This is a genomic window from Corynebacterium silvaticum, assembly GCF_004382825.2.
Classification (GTDB): domain Bacteria; phylum Actinomycetota; class Actinomycetes; order Mycobacteriales; family Mycobacteriaceae; genus Corynebacterium; species Corynebacterium silvaticum.
Window position 1 is genome coordinate 323,361 of sequence record NZ_SDQO02000002.1, and the last position, 23,848, is coordinate 347,208.

Here is a 23,848-nt window from a genome sequence, read left to right on the forward strand (position 1 = left end):
TTGTGGGCTTGGATGGAACCCATGACTGAAACACCAACTTCTACAGCCACTAACCGCGTCAAACGCGGTCTCGCAGATATGCTCAAAGGCGGCGTGATCATGGACGTGGTTACGCCCGAGCAAGCCCGCATTGCAGAGGACGCTGGGGCGTCGGCAGTGATGGCGCTCGAACGCGTTCCGGCGGATATCCGGTCGCAAGGCGGGGTTGCCCGGATGAGCGACCCCGATTTGATCGAGGGAATCGTCAACGCAGTCTCCATCCCAGTCATGGCAAAAGCCCGTATCGGACATTTTGTAGAGGCTCAGATTCTTGAGTCCCTGGGAGTCGATTTCATCGATGAATCCGAGGTCCTTAGCCCCGCCGACTACACCAATCACATCGACAAATGGAATTTCACAGTGCCGTTTGTGTGCGGCGCTACCAACCTTGGGGAGGCGCTGCGCCGAGTCACCGAGGGCGCTGCGATGATTCGCTCCAAAGGCGAGGCCGGTACCGGTGATGTTTCCGAGGCCGTCAAACACCTGCGGACCATTCGCGGCGATATTAATCGTTTGCGCAGCATGGATGCCGATGAACTCTATGTGGCAGCTAAGGAGCTTCAGGCGCCCTATGAGCTGGTAAAAGAAGTCGCTGAAACAGGTAAGCTTCCCGTCGTCATGTTCGTGGCCGGGGGCGTGGCAACGCCTGCCGACGCAGCACTCGTCATGCAGATGGGTGCCGAAGGCGTGTTCGTGGGATCCGGAATCTTCAAATCCGGCAACCCCGCCGCGCGCGCCGCAGCCATCGTTAAAGCAACCACGCTATACGACGACCCAGCGGCCCTCGCTGAAGTCTCGCGTGGATTGGGCGAAGCCATGGTAGGCATCAACGTAGCGGACGTTCCCGCACCTCACCGGCTTGCAGAACGCGGATGGTAATCGGAGTTCTGGCGCTTCAAGGCGGTTTTGCTGAGCATATCGAGGTTTTATCCCAACTCGGAGAAGAGACGCGTCGCGTGCGCGTCCCCCGAGACCTCGAAGGGATTGAAGGGCTAGTGATACCCGGTGGCGAGTCCTCGGTGATCGACAAACTAGCCCGCTCCTTGGGCTTGGCGGCACCGCTTTCCCAAGCTATACAGGAGGGACTGCCAGTTTTTGCTACCTGTGCGGGATTGATCTACCTAGGGCAGGTGGACAATCCTGCCCCTGGGCAGCGCAGTCTTGGATGCTTGGATGCGGTTGTGCGCAGGAACGCTTTTGGCCGGCAGACCGACTCCTTTGACACCCAAGTACGCGTATTTGATCAGGTAGAAGCCGATGTGTCCTTTATCCGTGCGCCGGAGATCATCTCGTGGGGCCCGGCCGTTGAAGTGACTGCGCAGGTGGCAGGGCGCGTAGTGGGAGTAAAGCAGGGATTGATACATGCATATGCTTTTCACCCGGAGTCGGCAGGTGAGACTCGGTTGCATGAGGCGTGGCTGAGTGAGATAAGAAGCTGACGGGTTGAGTTCCGACCGGAACTCCTGCCGGAATTGTCGTTTTTGAGAACGCTAGAGCTTGTAGTGAGAGTGAATCCACAGGAGGCGCTTTCTACCGTTCTCAAAAACGACAACCTAGGCTATTCTCGTGCCTCATGGGGGTTTATCGGGGGAATGAATCTGCTCGTGTTCTTCAATACCGAGTAGCAAAAAATAAGTTACATAAAATCGGAGCTGGAATTTACTGGGAGGGCGTACGAGCTGCTGAGAGAACTCACGTGGCAGGGCATGATGATTACCGGCCCCACGCAATTGCACGTATATAAAGAGCAGCCCGTGACGTTTCCACTGCACGTAGCCACAACTAGAGGCGTAAAAAGCACCAGATTTGTTAGGTTTCATCGGGTAAGAAACACTGACAGCTGTGGCTATCTGGGGCTGCGTTTGCACTCGGCAGTTTTCGCAGTCGCGTATATGGACGATGAAGCAGCGATCGAATTATTGGAAGAAGCCTACAAAGGAAAAAATGGCCTTGAGAGGCTTGAAAGTACTACGCGGAAACTTCCTAATCGAACAAGAAGACTCATTGCCCAAGCGGCGATAGGCACTGATTCTCCCGCTGAAAAGAACCTCATCTATGCGCTGCGTGGCGCAGGATTACAGTGCACCAATAATGTGCTGATTGGGGATTATCGATGGGACATCAAAGTAGGAAATGTACTCATCGAGGTATGGCTATGCACACCATGGACTTATGGCGGAAAACCGTACACGATCCCGAATCGATCGTTGGAAAGCCAATGACGCTGTATTGAGGGGCTTTATCGTACTTCGGTATTCGGCTCAATGCGTGTTTGATCATGAGCGAATTATCGTTGAGCAGATCAAAACTGCAGCGGAGTGCGCGCCGAAAACCCTGCCAGAAATTAATGAAGAGCCGATGTGGCGGCGCGGTTTCTGGAAGTGGGGGTCGTACTGGGATCTGGATTAAGCCCACGGGATAGCGTGATTGTCGTTTTTGAGAACGCTAGAAATTGGATCCTGGTGTTGTGCAAACATCACAGGCGCTACCGTTCTCAAAAACGACATTTTTCTCCTTCGCGTCTAAAACACTTCGATCCGCGCGCCTAAGCCTTCTGCCTGGATCAGCTGGCTCACCCAATCGCGTACGCCTGGTTGTAGTCGGAATACGGGGCGGTGAGAAATTCTGGTCGGCCCGGCACTTTCTGGCGCATTCGCACCGGAACGGGCTTCAAAGCGGATGCGTGAGCGGTAGCCTGCGTCCACGAGTTCTTCGAGGCTGGGGCGCTTTTCCGCGAGATGCGCGCGGGCGTCGTTAAGCAGCACGAGGGCCTCATCGAGCGCAGTTAACAGGGCCTCCGAATTGGTTTCGCACATGGCTCGCACCAATGAGGGGGCAGAACCTGCTACTCGTGTGGAATCGTGGAAGCTTCCCGCTGCCAGGGATAACGCGAGGGCGCCGCCGTTGTCGCCGACGATTGCGAGGGTTTCCGCAAAGACATGTGGCAGGTGCGAGATGCGCGCGACAGCTGCATCGTGGCTGCTCACACGCGATGGAATAACCTCAGCTCCTACGCTGGACGCCATATTGACCACGTCGGTCCACAATTGGATCCACTCCGGGTCCGCGCCGTCACATGCATGATCAAAAGTAACAACCCACGGTGCGCGGCGGAATAGCTCGGGGTAGGAGGCTTCCCAGCCGCTGTTGGCGGTTCCGGCCATGGGATGCCCACCCACATATTTGTGCGCGAGCCCGCGTGCGCACACCAGCTCGTAGACCTCGCCCTTGACGCTCACCACGTCAGTGAATCCACAGCTAGGCGCGTGCTCCTGAATGACTTCCAGAAGGGAATCAATTGCCGGCATGGGGGTGGCAAGGACGATCAACGCGTTTTCGCGTTCTGCACGCTGGAGAGTTTCTATGAGATCGGAGTGGACGTCGAAGCCCTCTTTCTCGGCGGCACGGGCGGCGGAGGGGGATCGGTTGAAACCGAAGGCTGGCAGGCCAGTGTCTTTAAGCGCACGAAGTAAAGAGCCTCCGATGAGTCCGAGGCCTAGAATGCAGACGGGGCGAGAAACTTCATTGATGGTCACCTGACAAGTGTGGCATACCCGACTACGGTTATGCGGTATGAAGTCAGATTTCGCTGTGACGGTTGCGCGCGTAGACGCCGCCTGGCAGGTCCGCGTCTTTAAGGACGATTTTTCTTCCCTGCAGACCTCCATTAACGCTGTGCGTTCTTTACGTGCGGAGGGCGCTGCGTTTGCCATGCTCAGCGTGGATGATGATTATTTTGTGCTGGTGCGTCCCACCCCTCAGGGCGTGCGTTTGTTGATCTCTGATGCGACGGCTGCCGTGGAAGATGATTTTGCGTCGGAGATCTTGGATGAGCTGGATGCAGATCTCCCGGATGCGGACGACGCCCCCTATGCTGAGGGTGATTTTGATATTCTTGCGGACCTTGGCGTGGGCGAACAGATTATGTCTGTGATCACAGATGAGACGGATTGGTGGGCTTCGGAGCAGCTTCAGCGAATCGCGGAGGAGCTGGGCTGCGACGAGGAACTCGACGACGCACTGTGAGCCTGCCCGCGCACCGCATGCTTATCGACGCCCAATCCCTCATGCGCCAAGCCATCATCCAGGCGCAGGCCACACCCCCGGGAGACATCCCCGTGGGTGCCGTGATCTTTGGCCCTGACGGTGAGGTGCTGGGGCGGGGCGTGAATCGTCGGGAAGCGGATAAGGATCCATTGGGGCATGCGGAGATCATGGCGATTCGCGAGGCGGTCGCCAACCATGGAGATGGCTGGCGACTCACCGATTGCACCCTTGCTGTCACGTTGGAACCGTGCACGATGTGCGCGGGTGCATTGGTAGGGGCGCGCATTGGTCGAATTTTCTTTGGTGCCTATGAGCCCAAGACTGGTGCTTGTGGCTCAGCCTTTGACGTGGTGAGAGATCCCGCTGCGCTGCACGTGCCGGAGGTGCGTGGCGGAATTCTTCAGGATGAATGCGCCGCCTTGATGACCCATTTTTTTGAGGGTTTGCGTTAGACCTAAGCGGTTGGCTACTGTAAATCGCGGTAGCGTGTCCGAGCGGCCGAAGGTGCTCGCCTCGAAAGCGAGTGTTGGGTAACCCCCAACCGCGGGTTCAAATCCCGCCGCTACCGCCAAAACCCTAGCTCATTGAGCTGGGGTTTTCTTTTTTGTAAGCGTCAGGGCGTCTTTCAGAGCAGCTTCTAGGGGAGAGCAGCACAAAATTGTCGTTTTTGAGAACGCTAGAAATCGCGACCTGGTAGTTTGTGCGCCGTACACTCGCTACCGCTCTCAAAAGCGACACATAGCGCGCCTATGGGTCCGTTGGACCCTATGAAAACTCGTTGCTGTGTTCGGAAAAGACGCATGCTTATGCTCTGAGCGGCGGAAGCACCGGTACAGTTGAGTGATAAAGAAGCTTTCACGGGGGTCGTTTCGTGTGGGCGTGTGCTGGTTAGGAGTTCGTCGGTGGCAAAACTGCTCTATCGAATTGGCAAGTGGTCGTTTCGGGCTAAGTGGTTGGTTATTTCAGTCTGGCTCGTTTTACTTGCTGCCGTGGGTGGTTCAGCGGTGGCGTTTCAAGCGGGATTCAACGACCTGTTTACGATCAATAACACGCCAGCCAAAAAGGCGACGGAGCTTTACCTTAAGAACTTTCCCGAGTTAAAAAATCCCCTGCAGGGTACCGGGGTAAACATCGTGTTTAAGGCGCCGGAAGGTGAGCGCCTTGAGGATCCCCAGAATAAGAAAGCCATTGATGATGTGCTGGCGCACCTCAATGAGAATCTTCAGGGGATTGTGGATACACAACGGTACGGCAACCCCGTGACTCTGAACCCCCTGCTGCAGCAGGGCGTGATCGACCAAATGGTGGCTAATGGAGTCCCTGAGGAGACCGCTCGTAAAGATGCTGAGAACTTAAGCCTGGTCTCCGCGGATGGGGCAGTGGGATACACAACCTTCTCATTGGATGTTCCGCTGCCGGCAAACGTGACCAAGGAACAGCGTGCTGCGATCAATGCGGCGCTTGACGTGGGACGTTCGGAGGGCCTCACGGTAGAAGCGGGTGGGGCGGGATTCGGCGACCCGATCGTCATCAGTTCCACCTCGGAGGTCGTCGGTGTGGCCGTAGCCGCCATTATTCTGATGGTCACTTTCGGGGCTCTTGTAGCTGCGGGTTTGCCGCTTCTTACCGCCATTATTGGTGTGGGCATTGGATCTTTGTCCATTACGTTGGCCACCGCGTGGGTGTCGCTTAACAATGTGACGCCGGTCTTGGCTGTGATGATTGGTCTGGCTGTGGGAATCGATTATTCCCTGTTTATTATCTTCCGCTATCGGCGTGAACTACTGACCCGAACGCGTGAGGAAGCCGCAGGAATGGCGGTGGGAACCGCCGGCTCAGCTGTAGTTTTCGCCGGTCTCACGGTGATCATTGCGCTAGTGGCTTTGGCCGTGGCTAATATTCCATTCCTTGCCTATATGGGATTTGCTGCAGCGTTTACAGTGTTGATCTCTGTCCTTATTGCACTTACCCTTGTGCCGGCCTTATTGGGGGCATTGGGCGACAAGGTATTTAAAGGCAAAATCCGCTGGCGTAAAAAAACACGCGTCGCCCCACAACGGACTATGGGCCGACGCTGGGTGGAATTTGTGCACAAAGTGCCTGGCGTAGTGATCGCCGTGACCGTGATTGGTCTAGGTGCGTTGACGCTGCCTGCTCTTCAGCTGCATTTGTCCTTGCCTTCGGATACTCAGTCTGAGCTTGACACCACGCAGCGTAAGCAAGCCGACATTATGGCTGAGGCGTTTGGCCCAGGCATTAACTCGCCATTCCTTGTGGTGGTGGATGCGCATCAGGCAAATCCGGAGTCGGTGGCGTTGGATCCTCTGATCCGGGCGCAGAATCCTACGGATGAGGAGTCTCGTCGTAAAGCAGCGGCGAACGCTAGTTACCAGTACATAGTGCAGAAGTATTCGGTCAATGCGAATGTAAAGCATGTTCAAATTGTGGGGATATCGCAGGACGGTTTGGCCGCTCAGTTACTCCTGACGCCTAAGACCTCGCCGGAGGATAATGCGACTAAAGAGCTCATAAACTCGCTGCTTATTCAGCAAAAGGAGGTTGAGTCGGCGACGGGGGTCGAGTCGGGTATCACGGGTCTGGTCCCTGTTCAGCAGGATGTGACTAACAGGCTCTCCGGCGTGATGCCGCTGTATCTAGCCATTGTGGTGGGATTGGCGATTGTCCTTCTGATGGTGATTTTCCGTAGCTTTTGGGTGCCTATGGTCGCGGGGCTGGGATTTTTGTTGTCTGTGGGCGCGGCATTTGGTGTCACGGTCATGTTCTGGCAGCAAGGACTGTGGGGTTTCGTCTCAACTCCGGGACCGATCATCGCGTTTATGCCGATCTTCCTCATCGGCGTGTGCTTTGGTCTGGCCATGGATTACCAGGTGTTCCTTGTCTCGGCGATGCGTGAGCATTACACCCATAGCGGAGGAACGGCCAGCCCACAGAGCAGATACAACGCGGTGGAAGAGTCGATCGTGGAAGGTTTTGCCTCTAGCGCTCGGGTGGTCACAGCTGCGGCGCTCATCATGATTGCTGTTTTTGCTGCTTTTATTGGCCAACCTCTGCCGTTTATTAAGATTTTCGGGTTCGCGCTGGGCGCAGGTGTGCTTTTCGACGCCTTCCTCATCCGCATGGCCTTTGTTCCCGCGGCTATGTTCCTGATGGGGCATCGCACATGGCACATTCCTCGGTGGTTGGACAAGATACTGCCACGCCTTGATGTTGAGGGTGCGGCTTTGGAGCGGGAGCATTCTGCACGGCAGGCAGCAGACAAGGGCGTCTAGGAGGCGCGAGTCTTAGTTTGCGCGGTGGGTTAGCTAAACTAGCAGGCTATGGACACAACCTTTGAGCTGAAAACTGAACTGTATGATGAGCCGGGCCGGCATGGCCGCACTGGTGTTATCCATACACCGCACGGCGATATTGCTACGCCCGCGTTCATCCCAGTGGCTACAAAGGCAACGGTCAAGACACTGACGCCGCCGCAGATTCGTTCGACCAGCGCCCAGGCGATCCTGTCCAACGCTTATCATCTTTATCTGCAGCCGGGGCACGACGTGGTGGATGAGGCCGGCGGCGTTGCTGCGTTTGAAAACTGGCATGGTCCCACCTACACAGACTCGGGTGGATTCCAAGTGATGAGTTTGGGCGTGGGCTTTAAAAAGGTCTTGGCCATGGATATTAAGGGCTACGAAGAAGCCGACATCCGGGCGAAGAAGCGCGAGCGCATGGCCAAGGTGGACGAGGATGGTGTGGACTTCCGCAGCGTGCTCAACGGGTCTCGTCATCGTTTTACCCCTGAAGTTTCCATGCAGATTCAGCATGGGCTTGGGGCAGACATCATGTTTGCCTTTGACGAGCTCACAACCTTGATCGATACGCGTGATTACCAGGTAAGTTCGGTCGCCCGTACGCACCGGTGGGCGGAGCGTTGCTTGGTCGAACATGATCGTCTGACCAACGAGCGCGTGGGTAAGCCGTTGCAGTCGCTCTGGGGTGTAGTCCAGGGTGCTCAGTACGAGGATTTGCGCAAACAGGCTATTCGCGGGTTGCTGGAATTGAGCGATAAGGCAGAATCTGAGGGGCGTCGCGGGTTTGGCGGATTTGGTATCGGTGGCGCGCTGGAGAAGGAAAACTTAGGCACCATCGTCGGCTGGGTCTGCGACGAGATTCCTAAGGAAAAGCCTCGCCACCTCCTTGGGATCAGCGAACCGGACGACCTGTTTACGGCTATTGAGGCCGGGGCGGACACCTTTGACTGCGTGGCACCCACGCGCTTGGGGCGTCGTGGTGGCGTATATACCCTGGATGGGCGCATGAATTTGACCAATGCTAAGTTCAAGCGCGACTTCACTCCGATTGATGCAGAGTTCGGTGGTCCTACCGTGGAATACACTCGCGCATACATCAACCATTTGCTGAAAGCGAAGGAATTCCTCGCGGGAACGCTGTGCACGATGCACAATGTGGCCTTTATGGTGCAGCTTGTGGATAATATTCGCGCATCCATTGATAACGGCACCTACGAGGAGTACAAAGCGGAGTTCATGGGTCGCTACTATGCCCGCGGGTAGGTATGCCCCGAGTCCCAGCGGTGATCTGCACTTTGGTAATCTGCGCACCGCTGTGTTGGCGTGGCTTTTCGCGCGTTCCACAGGCAGGCGATTCCTGATTCGTGTCGAGGACGTGGATACGCAACGCTCCTCATTGGAGTCTGCTCAGCGGCAGCTTGAGGATCTTGCAGCTCTTGGCCTCGACTGGGATGAAGAACCCACCTACCAGCACGATCATTATGATCGTTACCTCGCGGCCCTGGAGCAGCTTCCTCATTATGAGTGCTATTGCTCGCGCAAGGACATTCAAGAAGTGTCCCGTGCTCCGCATAGTATCCCTGGTCAGTACCCCGGTACCTGCCGGAATCTTGCACCTGAGGTGCGGGAGCGGCGTCGGCAAGAGCTTGCTGCGCAGGGCTGTGTACCTGCATTACGTTTGCGTGCCGACGCCACCACCTGGCGCATCCACGACTACTATGCCGGCGAGATCGTAGGGGATGTGGATGACATGATCCTGCGCCGCGGCGGCCAGCAACCGGATTGGGCTTATAACCTCGCGGTGGTGGTTGATGATGCTGCGCAGGGCGTTGACCAGGTAGTGCGTGGTGACGACCTTCTCTCTTCTGCGCCTCGACAGGCGTATCTGGGGCACCTGCTCGGGCATCCAAGCCCCGAATACATCCATGTTTCCCTTGTGCTCAATGAGCAAGGGAAGCGCCTGGCCAAGCGAGATGGGGCGGTGACATTTCGCGAGATGACTGTCGTCCTGCCGCGCATTGCCGACTCCCTGGGGCTCAAAGGACAGACTCTAGCGGAGCTCTTGGCTCACTTTGATCCCAATGCATTACCCCGCGAGCCCTACATTTTTAGGTGAGTTTTAGGAAACACCCCCATTTTTGTTGCATGATCCGACCTCAAGCCTGCATTTCCATAGACAAAACGCCTCATTGCGTGCGATATGAGGGTCTATGTCTATGGAAATGCAGGCTTGAAGAGTCGGGGGTAGTTGAGAAACAAAAGTCTGTACTCGCGTACCCCTATTGTTCGAAATAGCGGAGAGGGCATACATTTAGGTGGTCTTTTTACCTTCCCTCAAGGAGAAAACCAATGGAAGATTGGGTTCCTACACTGAGCGCTGGCCCTTTGCTGGGGATTGCGGCTGCCGCAATTGCGCTCATCTTGATCCTGGTCATTGTGTTTAAACTGCATGCGTTTCTCACGCTGATCGTTGTTTCTGCCCTTACCGCGCTTGTTGCGGGTATCCCGTTGGACGGAATCGTGTCCACGATGACTAAAGGGTTTGGAAGCACGCTGGCTTCCGCCGCGCTGCTTGTTGGTTTGGGCGCGATGCTTGGGCGGCTCGTTGAGACCTCGGGTGGTGCAAAGAGTCTGGCAGAGACGCTGGTTGCTCGTTTTGGTGAGCAGCGCGCCCCCTTTGCGCTGGGCGTGGCCTCGTTGGTGATGGGTTTCCCCATCTTCTTCGACGCCGGCTTGATCGTGATGCTTCCGGTCATCTTTGCAGTGGCTCGTCGCCTGAATGGCCCCGTGCTGGCTTATGGTATTCCTGCAGCTGGTGCGTTCTCAGTGATGCATATTTACCTGCCCCCGCACCCGGGTCCCATCTCCGCATCTGAGTTCTATAGTGCGGACATTGGGCTTGTGATGCTGCTTGGCCTGCTGGTGGCTATCCCCACGTGGCTGGTTTCTGGTCTGTGGTGGGGCAAGAAAATGGGTGCTAAATACCCATTACCGGTGCCGGATATTCTGGCTGGCGGCCCGCAGGCTGCTGATCCTAAGAACCCGGCATCGCCCAAGTTAGTGGTGGCGTTGTTGCTCCTGCCGATGCTGCTGATTTTTGGCAACACCGGGATGAGCATGGCGGTTTCTGCAGGTTGGGTGGAGAAAACCTCGGCAGCAGTGCGTACGCTGCAGTTCTTGGGAAATACGCCGATTGCATTGCTGATTTCCACGCTGATCGCGCTGTACTTCTTGGGTATTCGTCGCGGTGAGCCGAAAGAGCAGCTTGAGAAGCTTCTCGACGGCGCCCTCGGCCCCATCTGCTCCGTCGTGTTGATTACTGGCGCAGGCGGAATGTTCGGTGGGGTGCTGCGCACCTCCGGAATCGGCAGCGCATTGGCTGATTCGATGTCTGACCTGGGCTTTCCGGTGATCGTGGGATGCTGGTTGGTCGCCGCTATTCTGCGTTTGGCACAGGGCTCGGCAACCGTCGCGTTGACTACTGCGGCAGCCCTGATGGGCCCCGCAGTAGCAGCTGGTGGATTCAATGAATTCCAGATCGCCCTGATGGTGTTGGCCTCGGCCGCAGGCTCAGTCTTTGCCGGTCACGTTAATGACTCAGGCTTCTGGTTAGTGGGACGCCTCATGGGTATGGACGTCTCCACGACCTTGCGAACCTGGACGATGAACCAGGCGCTAGTGGGCGCCGTTGGCTTTGCCATCGTTCTGGGATTCTACGGAGTTAGCCTCGCGTTTTAACCCATTCGCTTGCGCTATCAGCAATCTGATTCGGGGATTCGGTCACGTCAAAGACGCGGCCGACTTCGTCGTTTTCTAAAGGCTCAAGCGTGGCAAACTGGGAATCCAAGAGGGAAGAGGGCATGAAGTGCCCTTGTCGATGATTCATGCGGGCAAGCAGCACCTCTCGCGAACCGTGTACATGCACAAAAACGGCAGTGGGGCAGTGCTCGCGAAGCAGATCGCGATAACTGCGCTTAAGCGCGCTGCACCCGATGACTCCACCCTTGGGCTGGTGGGCGAGCCATTCCCCGACTTGTGCTAGCCAGGGCCAGCGGTCGGCGTCGTTAAGCGGAGTGCCCTGTGCCATCTTGTCGATATTTTCTTGAGGGTGGAGATCATCACCATCAAAATAGGGGACTCCTAGTTTTTGGGCCAGTATCGTGCCCACCGTGGTTTTTCCGGAGCCGGAAACACCCATCACTATGATCCTCATGAAACCTTCACCACAACCTTTCCAGAGACCTGCGAGTCGGCGGCGACATGAAACGCCGTGACCACATCTGCGAGGGGGAACTCGTGAGTAATCACGCTGTCAAACATAGGGTCTTTGAGCATTTCAACTGCCTGATCTACCTCGTCAAGGAAACGGAAAGTGCCTCGTAGAAGCACTTCTTTAGACACCAGCGAGGCCATATTTATGCCAACCGGCTGATTAGGCAGCATACCTACCTGGACCACAACCCCTCGGCGTCGCACCACTCGAAGCGCATCAGTGGTGGCTGCCGGAACGCCGGCGCATTCCAAAACTACATCAAAAGACTCATCGCTCAACGTCGTGCGCGTAGTGTTCACACACGTCAAAGACTCGTGAGCGCGCTCGAGCGGACCATCCACCACATCCGAAATCGTGACCGCCGCAGCGCCCTTGCTCACCGCCGCCAGGGCAGCTAACTGACCAATCGGTCCGGCGCCGGAAACCAGAACATGCTTACCTTCCACTCCTCCTGCCACAGTGATGGCGTGGAGACCCACGCTGAGAGGCTCGGCAAGCGACGCCCGCTTCAGAGGGACGCCCTCAGGCAAACGACGAATCTGATCCTCCCGCACCAGCAACTGTTCCTGCATCGCGCCTTGAGTATGCGGCCATGTAGAGGCACTGCCCAAATACGCCCCATGAGGCCACAAATGTGGGTGATCCTCTATGCCTTCCAGGCATGTGCCAAAAGTGGCAGGGTGGATAGTGACCGGAGTCCCGTCTGGCAGAGTGCCCGACATTTCATGGCCAGGAACTAGCGGCTGCTTAACCTCAAAAGCGCCTACCGCACCATCCTGGTAATAATGCAGATCAGAGCCGCAAATTCCCACATAAGAGACCGTGACCAGAACCTCGCCGGGAGCAGGAGAGGGGCAGGGGAGAGTCGTGGCTTCCAACTGGTGAGCGCCGCGGATAATGGCTGCTTGCATACGTTCTTGTGCCATCATTAGACCACCGCCGTCATTCCGCCGTCGACGGCAAGATTCTGCCCAGTGACAAAGGAGGAAGCGTCGCTAGCCAGGAACAACAAGGGGCCGACCAGCTCTTGGGGATTGCCCCAACGCCCTGCAGGGGTGCGCTTACAGACCCAGTCCGTGAACTCTGTATCGGCGACTAACGCTGCGTTCATGTCAGTATCAAAGTACCCAGGAGAGAGCGTATTCACCTGAATATTGTGGGGAGAAAGCTCTGCAGCTAGTCCTTGAGCGAACATTGCTACGCCGCCCTTGGTGGCACAATAAGGTGCGATGGTAGCGCGTCCCAGACGGGATTGGACAGAACCGATCATGATGATTTTGCCGTGACCAGCAGACTTCATCGCTGCAGCAATTGGCTTGGTCACGTGGAACACCCCTGAAAGATTCACGCCGATGATGTCATCCCAGTCAGAGTCCTCGAACTGCTCAATAGGGTTACGACGCTGAATTCCGGCGTTATTCACCAAAATATCCGGGGTGCCGTACTCTTGCAGCATTTCTGAGATTGCGGCATTGGTAGCTTGAGCGTCTGTCAGCGGGCAACCGATTGCGCCATAAGCTCCTAATTCCTCGGCCACCGCGGCTGCGCGCTGCTTGTCGGAGCCATGCACAATCACATGTGCGCCCGCGCTGATGAGGCCCGCAGCGAGTGTGTGGCCGAGACCGCGCGTCGAGCCTGTGACCAGCGCTAATTTTCCTGTGACATCGAATGTGGTCATTGACTGAGTATAAAACGGACTAGCTGCTTGAGGTGGCAGTGGTGTGGCTGACTGCGAAAAGCAACGAGCGTTGCATATATCACCTATAACGATGCGTTTTATGTTGAAGGTTTCGTGCCTGCCCTGAATCTCAGAAATGGCCCCCGATTTCCATGCCTATTCAAAAGCAAAACCCCAGTTCATTGAACTGGGGTTTTATGGCGGAGGATGTGGGATTTGAACCCACGAGGGTCGTGAAACCCGCACGCGTTCCAGGCGTGTGACATAGGCCGCTAGTCGAATCCTCCAGTGTATGCACGGTTAATCCGTGTTACTCCGGAAATGATACACAGTCGAGTGAAGAACTAACAAATCGCATGATAAAGCCATATGTGTGCTTGCCAATCTTGCCGAGTAGGGGTTTCTTTGCGCGGTGGTCTATGTATGGGCTATGCTATGTGACAAGACTTCGCATGGCGTTTATCCCGTGAACTCCCCCAGGGCAGGAATGCAGCAAGGGTCAGCGGGCTCTGGCGGGTGTGCGGAGTCCCCTTTTTGTATCTTCAGCCTTTATCACTCAAACCACATCTTTTGGGTGAAAGCTCGTGCACTGCAGAGGCAGCGCGTGTATGATGCATCAACGCGTCCCAAACATGTCCCCGGGCATATACAGAAAGTAGGGGGAGCGCGGGAGGTGAAAGTTCGCCTCACAAAAGGATGCCCAAATGCATGGGGATGTCTATATCTTTTAAGCAGTGCGGGATAGCCAATTGGTGACCGGTTCCCACACCCCAAATGTTGTGCACCTAGCTCCCACCGAGGAAAGGGAAATCCATGTCTTTGCTTGATTTCGATGCTGAACGCCTTGCACAGTTCCATGAGGATATTAGCGCTAAGTACGAGGCCCTGAAGGCGGAGAATCTGAAGCTGGACCTCACTCGTGGAAAGCCTTCTTCGGAACAACTGGACTTCTCCAATGCGTTGTTGTCGCTTCCGGGTGAGAACTTCCGCGCTCAAGACGGCACTGATTGCCGTAACTATGGTGGCGCAAAGGGAATCGCAGATATCCGGGATCTCTGGGCTGAGGTTCTGGGCCTTCCTGCTGAGAATCTCATTGCAGGTGACGGTTCCAGCCTGAACATCATGTTCGACCTGATTTCTTATGCCTATGCCTTTGGCACCAACGATTCGGAGCGCCCGTGGAAGGATGAAGAGACCGTTAAGTGGCTGTGTCCTGTGCCCGGCTATGACCGTCACTTCACCATCACTGAGCATTTTGGTTGTGAAATGATCAGTGTGCCTATGACTGACCAAGGACCAGATCTTGATGTGGTGCGTGAACTGGTTAAAGATCCGCAGGTTAAGGGCATGTGGACAGTACCTGTTTTTGCTAACCCCACGGGAATCACATTTAGCGAGGAGACCTGCCGTGCATTGGCAGAGCTGGAGACGGCAGCACCTGATTTCCGCATTGTCTGGGACAACGCTTACGCAGTGCACACGTTGACTGATGAATTCCCGGTGGTACATAACGTGCTGGAGTTCGCTGAACGCGCTGGCAACCCGAATCGCTTCTGGTTTATGAGCTCTACTTCAAAGATCACTCATGCGGGTTCTGGCGTAGCTTTCTTTGCCTCTTCCAAGGAGAATCTGGACTGGTATGGCGCGCATGCGGATGTGCGGGGTATTGGCCCGAACAAGATTAATCAGCTGGCCCACGTGCAATTCTTTGGAGACGCCGAGGGCGTGCGTGTTCACATGCGCAAGCATGCGGGTTCGCTTGCTCCGAAATTTGCGCGAGTCTTAGAGATCCTCGATTCACGCTTGGCGGAATACCAGGTTGCCGAGTGGACTAAGCCAGTAGGCGGCTACTTCATTTCTATTGATGTGGTTGAAGGGACTGCCTCTCGAGTGGTGGAACTGGCTAAACAGGCCGGTATTGCTTTGACGGGTGCTGGGTCTTCCTTCCCATTGCACCGCGATCCGCAGAACCGGAATATTCGGTTGGCACCGTCGCTTCCTCCAGTCGCTGAGCTGGAAGTGGCTATGGATGGCTTTGCTACCTGCGTTTTGCTCGCAGCCGTGGAGAAGGTCTTAGCAGAGCGCGCCTAGGGATGTATCCTCACATAGGGGTAGGTGAGATTCCTACCCCCGTGTTGTGGATGACAAAACCCGAGGGGATGTGGGCTAGGCAGTGATCTTGGAAGAGACGGCTGTGTGGATTGACGGGATTATCCCGGGTGAAATGACGATCCATCTGCCTGAAACCTCTTATGGCGAGGCTTTTCATATAGGAACTGTAGACCTGGGAGACCAGCAGGTTTTGGCCACCACGCTCGACTTCAACGGGGTGGATACTGGTCTTACCCTGGGGGATGGCAGCGACCAGGTAGATGTGCGTAGCGAGATCTTTACTGTCGGGCAGTTCCCAACAGAGGTGGGGGTTCAGGTGCTGCGTCGATTAGCTGTCTTTTTGGATAACGTTGGCGGCTCTATCCCCGCGCAACCGGACCAGCTTGTGCCAGCTTTGGGTAGCATGACGGACGCTCTAGATAGGTGCACGGTTAAACATGGTTTATTCGTGGCCCCGTATGTGTGGGGAGGGCAGGTACCGCAGTATTCGGAGCCATCGCAGCTAACGGCGTTGCTGCAGCTTATTATGCTCACGCAGAATGAATTCGATTACGCTACAACCTACGGGATCCATGAGTTGCAGAAAGCGCTAGGCAATGAGGGCGTGGATCTGTCGGACTGGACACGGTAGGTAGGCATAGGACAGTGGCTTTATATCGCAAGTATCGCCCCGCTTCATTCGCTGAGGTGGTGGGGCAGGAGCAGGTAACTCAGCCGTTGTCTGTGGCTTTGGACAGTGGACGTATCAATCACGCCTACTTGTTCTCTGGCCCGCGCGGTTGCGGCAAGACCTCCTCGGCGCGCATCATGGCGCGTTCGTTGAATTGCGTTGAAGGTCCTACCTCAACTCCGTGTGGCAAGTGCAACTCGTGCATTTCTTTGGCACCTAATGGCCCGGGAAACCTTGATGTCACTGAGCTTGATGCCGCGAGTAACAACAGCGTCGATGATATGAGGGAGCTACGCGACCGGGCCATGTATGCGCCGGCGGAGTCGCGGTACCGGATCTTTATCATCGACGAGGCTCATATGGTGACCACTCAGGGTGCTAACGCTCTGCTCAAAATCGTGGAGGAGCCACCGGAGCACCTGATTTTTATCTTTGCCACCACGGAGCCTGAGAAGGTTATTGGCACGATCCGTTCGCGGACGCATCATTATCCGTTCCGGCTGCTCACCCCGCAGTCGATGCGGGGTCTGCTGGAAACCACGGTTGCTAGCGAAGGCGCGCTAGTTGAGGATTCTGTGTATCCCATGGTGATCCGCGCCGGTGGCGGTTCCCCTCGCGATACCCTGTCTGTTTTGGATCAGCTGCTCGCGGGAACCGGCCCCCAGGGGCTGAGCTATGAGACTGCGCGGTTGCTGCTGGGTGCCACCGATGATGCGCTTATCGACGCCGCCATCACGGCACTGAGCTCACAAGACAAAGCCGCGCTGTTTACCACCATTGACTCTGCCGTCGAGGCGGGACTTGATCCACGACGCTTTGCCACAGATCTCCTTGACCGCCTGCGCGACCTCATGGTCCTGCAGGCCGTGCCGGACGCTTTTGAACTAGGGCTTGTCGACGCCCCCACCGACCGCGCGGACGTGATGCGCGCCCAAGCCGCAGACTTTCATCAGGGCGAAGTCGCCCACCTGGCCGCATTGGTCAATGACGGGCTTCGCGGTTTGAAAGGGGCGACGTCTCCGCGCCTGCTGCTGGAAATTCTTTGCGCAAAGATGCTGCTGCCTAGCACCCCGGCCACTGTGGCTCTTACGCCCCCTCCCGGTAATGCACAGCCCGCTGGTCTTCCGACGGGTGGACAGTCTTCAGAGGCTTCTGCTGCCATTCCGGCTAAGTATGAGCGCAAGTCTGTCCGCATGGCTCGTGAGGCTGCTCAACGCAAAGCTGCGCAGGAAGAAGCAGCTCAGCGCGAGGCTGTGCAGCAGGAGATGCCTCAGCCTAAGCCAGTAGCGCAAGCGGAGAAGCAGGCCTCGGTTCCGGAACCAGAGCCACGGAAAGAACACGCGGCGGAGAAGCCTGAGACACCTAGCGCGGCAAAAGCTACGCCGGTGCCTGAGCTACCAACACCTACGGTAGCTCCCTCGGATGACGTGGAAACGGCTGCGGAGGGGGCGTCGATAAGTAATGACGATGCCTTTGTCGCGGACGTGCGCGCGCGATGGTCAACGTTGCGGAAGATGGTGCATAAGAAGAGCGCTGTCGCCGGTATCTTGCTCGCTGAGTCCTGCGTTCTGGGAATGCGCGAGGGGACGCTGGTGTTGGGGCATAACACCGGGCCGCTTGCGCAGGGGTTGAATCTTGCTAAAAACAATGACGTTATCGTGGAGGTTATTCGCGCTGAGCTAGGGCGGGACGTCATTGTCGACTGCATCGTGGGAACGGATCCTGCCGCGGCGGGTTTTAGCGAGCCTCAAGCAGAGAAGGCTTGGAGCCCGGAACCAGAAGTCTCTGAACCAGAGACTTCCGAGCCTGCGCCCGCGCCTGCTGCCACGCCCGTTGCTGCGGAACCCATCGCTGCTGAGCAGGAGAAACAGCCAGACGTAGCGCAGCAGGCCCCTCAGCCACGTGTTGCTGAGAAACCCCCTGCGCCGGCTGAGCCTGCTTCTTCTACGTGGGGAGAACCCGCACCGATTGGTGGAGACACCCAGTGCGCACCACGAACAGAACCCCCGACGCAGGTGGCTCAAACCACTGGGTGGGGAGAGCCTGCGCCACTCGGCGGCCAGCCTGACGCGGTGAATGACTCACCGGCCAAGTCGGAGCAATCTGAACAACCGCCGCAGGGTACATCGCAGCAGCCTGCACGCAAGGTTGAGCAGCGAGAGGTTGTTCCCACTGTGCCTACGCCCGTGCCTGCGACACCGCCAGTCCAAACGTCGCCGGTTCAGAAACCACCAGCCCAGAAGCCACCGGTTCAGAAACCCAAGTCGCGGTGGCAGGAGGCCGTGGCGCGTAGTGCTCAAGCTGCGGAAGAGCGGGCAAAGCGACCAGAGTTTTCCGATGGCGTGCCACTGCCGCCAGAACCTGATGATTTTGGCGCTCCCGACTCGGATGACTGGACCCCGCCGGAGGAACCCTATAGGTATGCCGCTGACGAAGGTTTTCCAGAACCCACCGGGGGCGCACCTCAGCCCTCGCAGGAGGAATCAAAGTATCAACGGCACCGTTCCTCGGAACCAACGACTGCGGTAGAAACGTCTAATGTTCCAGACCATGACGAGGAAGAGGAGATGGTTCGCGAGGCCGCGAGCGGCTCGGTAACGCGTGATCACCGCGATGCTTTAACCGTTGCGATGGATCTACTCGCAGAGCAGTTGGGCGCGCGCCAGCTTTAGGCTTCCCCGTATGAGCTTCACAGACGTGAAGTAGGTACACTGGCCCATTGACCGATCGCCTTCCGTTATGGGAGGCGGCAAACAAACGCGAAAGGCAGTTTTCATGACTCAGCCGGACATGTCCCAGCTCTTGGCACAGGCGCAGCAGATGCAAGCTCAGTTGCAGGAGGCGCAGCGCGAGATCCTCGCTAGCACCGTTACCGGTACAGCAGGCAACGGGCTTGTTTCCATTGACATTCAGGGCAATGGAATGGTGAGCAGCGTTACCATTGATCCTAAGGTTGTGGATCCGGAGGACGTGGATACCCTTCAGGACTTGATTGTTGGTGCGTTTGCTGAGGCTCACCAGAAGCTTGGCGAGCTTGCCGATCAGAAGATGGGACCGTTGTCCCAGGGCTTTGACGGCCTTGGCGGTATGTTCTAAGCGAATTGGCTTTTTAAGTACCAGCTCGTCCGAGTTTCGTTGGCCGGGCTGGTCTTCTTTATGTGCCATAGTTTTATGGTTAAACAATCGGAACGACAAAAGGTAGGCAGCTGTTGTTCGAAGGACCGCTTCAGGACCTTATCGATGAGCTTTCACGGCTCCCCGGCGTAGGCCCTAAATCTGCGCAGCGCATCGCTTTTCACTTGCTCCACGTGGAGCCCGCTGACATTGCAAGGCTTCAGGACGCTCTCGGAGCCGTCCGCGACGGCGTAACCTTTTGTCGTATTTGTTGCAATATCTCGCGAGAGTCGGTGTGCCGTATCTGCGCGGATTCTGGCCGGGATCGCGGAATGATCTGTGTGGTGGAGGAGCCCAAAGACATTCAGGTCATTGAGCGGACAGGTGAATATAATGGCCGCTACCATGTGCTGGGCGGGGCATTAGACCCACTGGCCAATATTGGCCCCCGTGAACTGAATATTTCTACGTTGTTGCAGCGCATCGGAGGCGTGCTTCCGGATCGGGAGCTGGCAGATTCTACGCCTGAGGCACCGCTTTACGACGCCACCCCAACGGTGACAGAGGTAATTCTTGCCACCGACCCCAATACTGAGGGCGAGGCGACGGCATCGTATCTTGCGCGCCTGCTCCGCGATTTCCCCGACTTAGTGGTTTCTCGTCTTGCTTCCGGTATGCCGTTGGGCGGGGACCTGGAGTTTGTCGATGAACTGACGTTGTCCCGCGCCCTCAGCGGTCGATTGACGATTTAAACAACCACTACACCACCGCGTACACCAGCGCGGTAAGGATGAATCCGGCAACGCCAAAGGCCGTGGACAGCAACGTCCAGGTGCGCAGGCCCTGCTTCACAGACAGTCCTAAATATTTGGTGACTATCCAGAAGCCGGAGTCGTTGATGTGGGATACACACATGGCGCCGAACCCGATGGCGATCATGATGAGTGTTGTTTGTATGCTGCTCAGCCCGGCTTCTGCTAGCGGCTGGGCCAGGAGTCCCGCTGTTGTGAGCATAGCGACGGTCGCCGATCCCTGGGATGCTCTTAAGGCTAAGGACAAAAGGAATGCCATGAGTATCAGAGGCATATGAGCTGCGACAAGCATGTCTGATAGCACTTTGCCGATACCGGATTCCACTAGCACATTGGCAAAGCCGCCACCGGCACCGGTGACAAAGATGATGATGGCCACGGCAGGAAGCGCAGAATCCAAGACGCCAGCGGAGTGCTCGCGATTCCAACTTTGTTGTTTGCCAATGCTTAACCACGCAACGACCACTGCTATCAGGAGTGCTACAGGAGAGGATCCGATGAAGCTGACAAAGGAATGAATCGCAGTGCCTTTTTCGGTATACATCGCACCGGTGGTACCCACCATGATGAGCGCGATGGGGAGCAAAATAAGGCCGAGGACTGCGAACGGGGAGGGGCTTGGTGGTTAGGGGAGGCGTCGGAAAGCTCCACGGGGGAGGGGCCGCGTTCCACTGACTCTAGGTTGAGTACCTTGGCGGCATAATAGCCGATCACGCAGGTCACAGCAGCGATGGGCAGGACCAAGGTGAGCATGAGCCCGGGATCGGAGCCGAAGATTCCTGCCACTGCAACAGGCCCTGGGTGTGGTGGCAATGTGACGTGCACGGTGAGTATCGCGCCTGCCACAGGAAGCCCGATTTTTAATGGGTTGATCTTGGCTACGGCAGCAAAGCCGAACACGATGGGTGCCAAGATGATAAATCCCACGTCAAAGAAAACCGGAATACCGAGGATAAAGGCTGCGATGGTCACGGCGGCAGTAATACGATGTCTGCCAAGTTTGTCGGTGAAGTAGCGCGCGACTGCCTCGGCGCCTCCTGATACCTCGATAATCCGTCCTAGCATCGCGCCCAAACCGACCACAACGGCCACGGAACCTAGGGTTTTGCCAACGCCGTTGGTCATGGTACTGACGGAATCTGCAAGCGGGATGCCAGAAACAATAGCGGTGGCTATGGATACGCCAATCAATGCCACAAAAGCAGGAACCTTAGCCCATATCACCAGGGCAAGCAGAACGGCTACGGCAACTACGCCGAGCGCCAGTAAAGAAAGACCAGTCATTATTGTTTACTCCCCGTCTCATGCGCCTGGGTAGGGGCGACAACCTGGATAATCGTGGAATCGTCGTGCGCGCCTTTCCCGCGTGCCAAGCCAGCTAGGTATTGCTGTTCGGCTGCTGCTGCTAGCGGCACACCAATGCCTGCAGATTTTGCTGCGGCGGTGACAATGCCCATGTCTTTGACAAAGATGTCGAGGCGGCTGCGAACTTCGGGCCCCTCCTCCGAATAGGCTTCCAGCATGCGGGGGCCGCGGTCGCCAAGCATAAAGGAGGCTGCGGCACCGCCCATGAGGGCATCGAGAGCTGCCTTGGGATCGAGTCCTAGCCGGTCGGCTAGCGCTAGCGCCTCGCCTGCAGCTGCGATGTGGACTCCGCATAAAAGCTGATTGACGGTTTTGAGCGCTTGGCCCTTGCCTGGACGATCGCCAACAATCACCAGGTGGGAGGACATAGCTTCGAGCACCGGCTTGATGCGGGCAACCACCTCGGGCTTGGCTCCCACTGTGACAAGCAGCTCCGCGTTTCCTGCGCGTACAGGTCCGCCGGAAATGGGGGCGTCGACAACGTCGATTCCTAGCGACTCAAGCCGATCGGCAGCTTTTTCAACGGCCGTGATGCCCACGGTGGAGGTCAGAAGCACGACCGCGCCGGGCTTGAGCGCTGCGGCGATGTTACCGTGGCCGAAGAGAGCGTCGATAAGCTGCTCCTCATTGCGAACAGCAAGCAAAACGACGTCAGCCCCTGCGGCTGCTTGATGCGCCGACTGGAAGGTATCTAATCCGGCGGCTTTACCTAGTTCAAGGCGAGGTTGTGCAACATCGACGCCCCGGACGGTGAAATTCTGGGCGAGGTTGGTGGCCATGGGGAGTCCCATAGCGCCCAGGCCGACAACGGTAATGATGAGAGACATGGGGTTCCTTTTTAGTGTTTGTGAGGGGTTAGTCTTGGGAGAGGGTAGAAACTACATCGGCCAACGAGGCGTCTGTGCCCACATTTCCTGCAAAGACGATGTAGGGCACGCCTGCCGCAGGGCCTTCTGCCGTGGACCACAGCGAGATGATTCCCGGTTGTATCAGGCCAATGACCATTGCTTTTGTCATCTCTAGTCCTTGCGAGGCGACATCTGAGGACGTGATACCGCCTTTAGCAACCACAAACCGTGGTGTCACCTCATGGACTATGCGATTGACTGCGGAGACAAGTGCTCGGGACACTTTGCGCGCAATGGAAAGCGATTCCTCGCCAGTTGCTCCGGTCACCAGCTCGCGTGAGGTGTGGAAGACAACATTGTCCTTCTTTATTGCCTGGAGTAGCTGGGTATGGAGGCGGTCAAGGTAGTGCTCAGAATCGTCTGCCAGCACTGAGCGGACGTCTAACTCGATGACCGTGGGGGAGGAGGTCTGCAGTAAGTGGTTGAGTTGTCGCGTGGTGGTGGGCACGTGTGATCCGACCACGATGAGCCCACCTGGCACAGTGGCGGGAACATGGCGCGAGGCTGCGATTGTTTCTGCGTTGAGCACTTCGGGGGTTTCTTGCCCGATGCGAGCGCGCACAAAGGGTGGTCCCACGCGGTAGATGAATCGCTTCCCCATACGTTCTGCCTGCAGGATTCCTAAAGACAGCGCGCGGAGATCGTGTTCATCGACGATGTCAGCGACGATGGGTTGACGATGAGCAGCCTGGAGAAGTTGCTCAGCGATGGCGTTGGTATCAGATCTAATTGTGCGCAATGTAATTCGAAGAACATCAGTTGCGAGGACGGCGCCTGTGGTTTTCTCCTCAACCCATTCGGGTAGCTGGGAGGAGGAATAACCGAAGGTGGCATCGCGGGCGAACTCGGTTTCTCCTACGGGCTGAAATCCTGTGGCAGCGTTTCCGGCATAGTGGACAGAATCGACGGTAATGCGTCCTGCATCGCCGAATGCTGGAACGATAATGTAGCCGTCTACCGGCCCTTCATGCTTTTCGACGACCTCGGCAAGCGTGTCTGGTTCCAAAGGGAAATGACCCCGGAGCGTGGAGTCGCTACGAGAGACAAAGATGGGACGTTTGCCTGCAGCTTCAGCAGCTGCATATGCTGCCTCTGCGACGGAGACATTGATGGCCTCTGCATGATGCGGGTCGAGTGACCGGGAATTGGTCATGACGTAGATGGCCGGGGTGTCCTGGGCTAGCGCCCATGCAAAGTCTTCTTGTTCCCAGCGGGTGAGCACGGGAAGGTGCGCCACTGACTGGGTGCCGGTGGGGTCGTCATCGAGAACGATGAGGACGGTATGCGCTGGTGTTGCTTGTTTGACTGCGCTGGCATGGATGTTAAGTGGTGCGGGGAACCCTTCGGTGAGTTCCGAAAGCTGGTAGAGGGTCATCCCAACTCCTTGGAGATACTTGGTTCCTAGACCTCTGAGGTCTTGTGTGTCTCAGACTAGGGTCTGGCTCACGTGGTGACAAGCTTTTACAAGGAAATGTAGGAAAAATTTGGTTTATGCCCGACTGGGCACCAGGCC

General features: G+C 56.7%; 21 protein-coding genes, 2 tRNA genes, 1 other RNA gene and 1 pseudogene. 17 read left to right on the forward strand and 8 right to left on the reverse strand.

Features of this window, described 5'->3' with window-relative positions:
* The first annotated feature begins 21 nt into the window (after positions 1-21).
* The 4 genes from pdxS to ET810_RS12600 all read left to right on the forward strand — a co-directional run bounded on the left by pdxS (position 22) and on the right by ET810_RS12600 (position 2,448).
* A complete protein-coding gene (pdxS, locus tag ET810_RS05705; RefSeq protein WP_087453221.1) occupies positions 22-918 on the forward strand; it encodes a pyridoxal 5'-phosphate synthase lyase subunit PdxS in 897 nt (298 codons plus the stop codon).
* Positions 912-1,478, forward strand: coding sequence for a pyridoxal 5'-phosphate synthase glutaminase subunit PdxT (gene pdxT, locus ET810_RS05710; protein ID WP_087453222.1), 567 nt, complete (start codon positions 912-914; stop codon positions 1,476-1,478). Before pdxS ends, pdxT begins: the two co-directional genes overlap by 7 nt.
* 453 nt (positions 1,479-1,931) lie before the next feature.
* The gene (locus ET810_RS12595; RefSeq protein ID WP_225870248.1) at positions 1,932-2,261 is read left to right on the forward strand and encodes a hypothetical protein; all 330 of its coding nucleotides are present in this window, start codon (positions 1,932-1,934) and stop codon (positions 2,259-2,261) included.
* A gap of 46 nt (positions 2,262-2,307) precedes the next feature.
* A complete protein-coding gene (locus tag ET810_RS12600; protein WP_225870247.1) occupies positions 2,308-2,448 on the forward strand; it encodes a hypothetical protein in 141 nt (46 codons plus the stop codon).
* Between the two features lie 113 nt (positions 2,449-2,561).
* On the opposite strand, the gene ET810_RS05720 is transcribed toward ET810_RS12600, so the two are convergent.
* Positions 2,562-3,575, reverse strand: a complete 1,014-nt coding sequence (locus tag ET810_RS05720) for a prephenate dehydrogenase (protein WP_087453223.1) — start codon at positions 3,573-3,575, stop codon at positions 2,562-2,564.
* A gap of 37 nt (positions 3,576-3,612) precedes the next feature.
* On the opposite strand from ET810_RS05720, the gene ET810_RS05725 reads away from it, so the two are divergent.
* From ET810_RS05725 to ET810_RS05755, 7 genes are all read left to right on the forward strand, one after another.
* Positions 3,613-4,065, forward strand: a complete 453-nt coding sequence (locus tag ET810_RS05725; RefSeq protein ID WP_014835782.1) for a tRNA adenosine deaminase-associated protein — start codon at positions 3,613-3,615, stop codon at positions 4,063-4,065.
* A 17-nt stretch (positions 4,066-4,082) separates the two neighbouring features.
* The gene (locus tag ET810_RS05730; protein WP_087454813.1) at positions 4,083-4,538 is read left to right on the forward strand and encodes a nucleoside deaminase; all 456 of its coding nucleotides are present in this window, start codon (positions 4,083-4,085) and stop codon (positions 4,536-4,538) included.
* Between the two features lie 28 nt (positions 4,539-4,566).
* A tRNA-Ser gene (locus tag ET810_RS05735) sits at positions 4,567-4,657 on the forward strand.
* 331 nt (positions 4,658-4,988) lie between these two features.
* Complete coding sequence (locus tag ET810_RS05740) at positions 4,989-7,376, forward strand: MMPL family transporter (RefSeq protein WP_087453224.1); 2,388 nt, start codon at positions 4,989-4,991, stop codon at positions 7,374-7,376.
* A gap of 48 nt (positions 7,377-7,424) precedes the next feature.
* Positions 7,425-8,666: a tRNA guanosine(34) transglycosylase Tgt gene (gene tgt / locus ET810_RS05745; protein ID WP_087453225.1), complete on the forward strand. Its 1,242-nt coding sequence runs from the start codon at positions 7,425-7,427 to the stop codon at positions 8,664-8,666.
* Positions 8,653-9,519 carry a tRNA glutamyl-Q(34) synthetase GluQRS gene (gluQRS, locus tag ET810_RS05750; protein ID WP_087453226.1) on the forward strand — a complete coding sequence of 289 codons (867 nt, stop codon included), beginning with the start codon at positions 8,653-8,655 and terminating at the stop codon, positions 9,517-9,519. The genes tgt and gluQRS overlap by 14 nt, the downstream gene beginning before the upstream one ends.
* A 233-nt stretch (positions 9,520-9,752) precedes the next feature.
* Positions 9,753-11,141 (forward strand): GntP family permease, encoded by a 1,389-nt coding sequence (locus ET810_RS05755; RefSeq protein ID WP_134316396.1) that lies wholly within the window; start codon positions 9,753-9,755, stop codon positions 11,139-11,141.
* Here the strand turns inward: ET810_RS05755 and ET810_RS05760 are convergent.
* From ET810_RS05760 to ET810_RS05775, 4 genes are all read right to left on the reverse strand, one after another.
* Positions 11,125-11,616, reverse strand: coding sequence for a gluconokinase (locus ET810_RS05760; RefSeq protein WP_087453228.1), 492 nt, complete (start codon positions 11,614-11,616; stop codon positions 11,125-11,127). The genes ET810_RS05755 and ET810_RS05760 overlap by 17 nt on opposite strands.
* The gene (locus ET810_RS05765) at positions 11,613-12,587 is read right to left on the reverse strand and encodes a zinc-binding dehydrogenase (protein ID WP_166741067.1); all 975 of its coding nucleotides are present in this window, start codon (positions 12,585-12,587) and stop codon (positions 11,613-11,615) included. Before ET810_RS05765 ends, ET810_RS05760 begins: the two co-directional genes overlap by 4 nt.
* A gap of 17 nt (positions 12,588-12,604) precedes the next feature.
* Positions 12,605-13,354 (reverse strand): SDR family oxidoreductase, encoded by a 750-nt coding sequence (locus ET810_RS05770; RefSeq protein ID WP_087453229.1) that lies wholly within the window; start codon positions 13,352-13,354, stop codon positions 12,605-12,607.
* A gap of 198 nt (positions 13,355-13,552) precedes the next feature.
* Positions 13,553-13,641: transfer RNA gene (locus ET810_RS05775), tRNA-Ser, on the reverse strand.
* 152 nt (positions 13,642-13,793) lie between these two features.
* Between ET810_RS05775 and ffs the strand changes: the two genes are divergently transcribed.
* The 6 genes from ffs to ET810_RS05805 all read left to right on the forward strand — a co-directional run bounded on the left by ffs (position 13,794) and on the right by ET810_RS05805 (position 20,002).
* An RNA gene (ffs, locus tag ET810_RS05780) (signal recognition particle sRNA small type) lies at positions 13,794-13,890 on the forward strand.
* Positions 13,891-14,167: 277 nt separating this feature from the next.
* The gene (locus ET810_RS05785) at positions 14,168-15,445 is read left to right on the forward strand and encodes an aspartate aminotransferase type Ic (RefSeq protein ID WP_087453230.1); all 1,278 of its coding nucleotides are present in this window, start codon (positions 14,168-14,170) and stop codon (positions 15,443-15,445) included.
* Between the two features lie 82 nt (positions 15,446-15,527).
* Positions 15,528-16,097, forward strand: coding sequence for a suppressor of fused domain protein (locus ET810_RS05790; RefSeq protein ID WP_087453231.1), 570 nt, complete (start codon positions 15,528-15,530; stop codon positions 16,095-16,097).
* Between the two features lie 14 nt (positions 16,098-16,111).
* Positions 16,112-18,808, forward strand: coding sequence for a DNA polymerase III subunit gamma and tau (locus ET810_RS05795; protein WP_134316395.1), 2,697 nt, complete (start codon positions 16,112-16,114; stop codon positions 18,806-18,808).
* Between the two features lie 103 nt (positions 18,809-18,911).
* Complete coding sequence (locus ET810_RS05800) at positions 18,912-19,232, forward strand: YbaB/EbfC family nucleoid-associated protein (RefSeq protein ID WP_087454815.1); 321 nt, start codon at positions 18,912-18,914, stop codon at positions 19,230-19,232.
* 113 nt (positions 19,233-19,345) lie between these two features.
* Positions 19,346-20,002, forward strand: a complete 657-nt coding sequence (locus ET810_RS05805; RefSeq protein ID WP_013910599.1) for a recombination mediator RecR — start codon at positions 19,346-19,348, stop codon at positions 20,000-20,002.
* A 7-nt stretch (positions 20,003-20,009) separates the two neighbouring features.
* Here the strand turns inward: ET810_RS05805 and ET810_RS05810 are convergent.
* The 3 genes and pseudogenes from ET810_RS05810 to ET810_RS05820 form a co-directional block, all read right to left on the reverse strand.
* Positions 20,010-21,346: pseudogene (locus tag ET810_RS05810) on the reverse strand (GntP family transporter).
* Positions 21,346-22,254 carry an NAD(P)-dependent oxidoreductase gene (locus ET810_RS05815; RefSeq protein WP_134316394.1) on the reverse strand — a complete coding sequence of 303 codons (909 nt, stop codon included), beginning with the start codon at positions 22,252-22,254 and terminating at the stop codon, positions 21,346-21,348. Before ET810_RS05815 ends, ET810_RS05810 begins: the two are co-directional and overlap by 1 nt.
* Before the next feature lie 28 nt (positions 22,255-22,282).
* Entirely contained in the window at positions 22,283-23,710 is a 1,428-nt protein-coding gene (locus ET810_RS05820; RefSeq protein WP_087453234.1) for a four-carbon acid sugar kinase family protein, read from the reverse strand.
* Between the last annotated feature and the right edge of the window lie 138 nt (positions 23,711-23,848).

What these genes read in the sequence shown, in the direction of transcription:
- ET810_RS05760 (WP_087453228.1), bottom strand. Translation starts at nt 11,616, where the DNA reads ATGAGGATCATAGTGATGGGTGTTTCCGGCTCCGGAAAAACCACGGTG.
- tgt (WP_087453225.1), top strand. Translation starts at nt 7,425, where the DNA reads ATGGACACAACCTTTGAGCTGAAAACTGAACTGTATGATGAGCCGGGC.
- ET810_RS05730 (WP_087454813.1), top strand. Translation starts at nt 4,083, where the DNA reads ATGCTTATCGACGCCCAATCCCTCATGCGCCAAGCCATCATCCAGGCG.
- ET810_RS05815 (WP_134316394.1), bottom strand. Translation starts at nt 22,254, where the DNA reads ATGTCTCTCATCATTACCGTTGTCGGCCTGGGCGCTATGGGACTCCCC.
- ET810_RS05725 (WP_014835782.1), top strand. Translation starts at nt 3,613, where the DNA reads ATGAAGTCAGATTTCGCTGTGACGGTTGCGCGCGTAGACGCCGCCTGG.
- gluQRS (WP_087453226.1), top strand. Translation starts at nt 8,653, where the DNA reads ATGCCCGCGGGTAGGTATGCCCCGAGTCCCAGCGGTGATCTGCACTTT.
- pdxT (WP_087453222.1), top strand. Translation starts at nt 912, where the DNA reads ATGGTAATCGGAGTTCTGGCGCTTCAAGGCGGTTTTGCTGAGCATATC.
- ET810_RS05770 (WP_087453229.1), bottom strand. Translation starts at nt 13,354, where the DNA reads ATGACCACATTCGATGTCACAGGAAAATTAGCGCTGGTCACAGGCTCG.
- ET810_RS05785 (WP_087453230.1), top strand. Translation starts at nt 14,168, where the DNA reads ATGTCTTTGCTTGATTTCGATGCTGAACGCCTTGCACAGTTCCATGAG.
- ET810_RS05800 (WP_087454815.1), top strand. Translation starts at nt 18,912, where the DNA reads ATGACTCAGCCGGACATGTCCCAGCTCTTGGCACAGGCGCAGCAGATG.
- ET810_RS05820 (WP_087453234.1), bottom strand. Translation starts at nt 23,710, where the DNA reads ATGACCCTCTACCAGCTTTCGGAACTCACCGAAGGGTTCCCCGCACCA.
- ET810_RS05765 (WP_166741067.1), bottom strand. Translation starts at nt 12,587, where the DNA reads ATGCAAGCAGCCATTATCCGCGGCGCTCACCAGTTGGAAGCCACGACT.
- pdxS (WP_087453221.1), top strand. Translation starts at nt 22, where the DNA reads ATGACTGAAACACCAACTTCTACAGCCACTAACCGCGTCAAACGCGGT.
- ET810_RS12595 (WP_225870248.1), top strand. Translation starts at nt 1,932, where the DNA reads ATGGACGATGAAGCAGCGATCGAATTATTGGAAGAAGCCTACAAAGGA.
- ET810_RS05755 (WP_134316396.1), top strand. Translation starts at nt 9,753, where the DNA reads ATGGAAGATTGGGTTCCTACACTGAGCGCTGGCCCTTTGCTGGGGATT.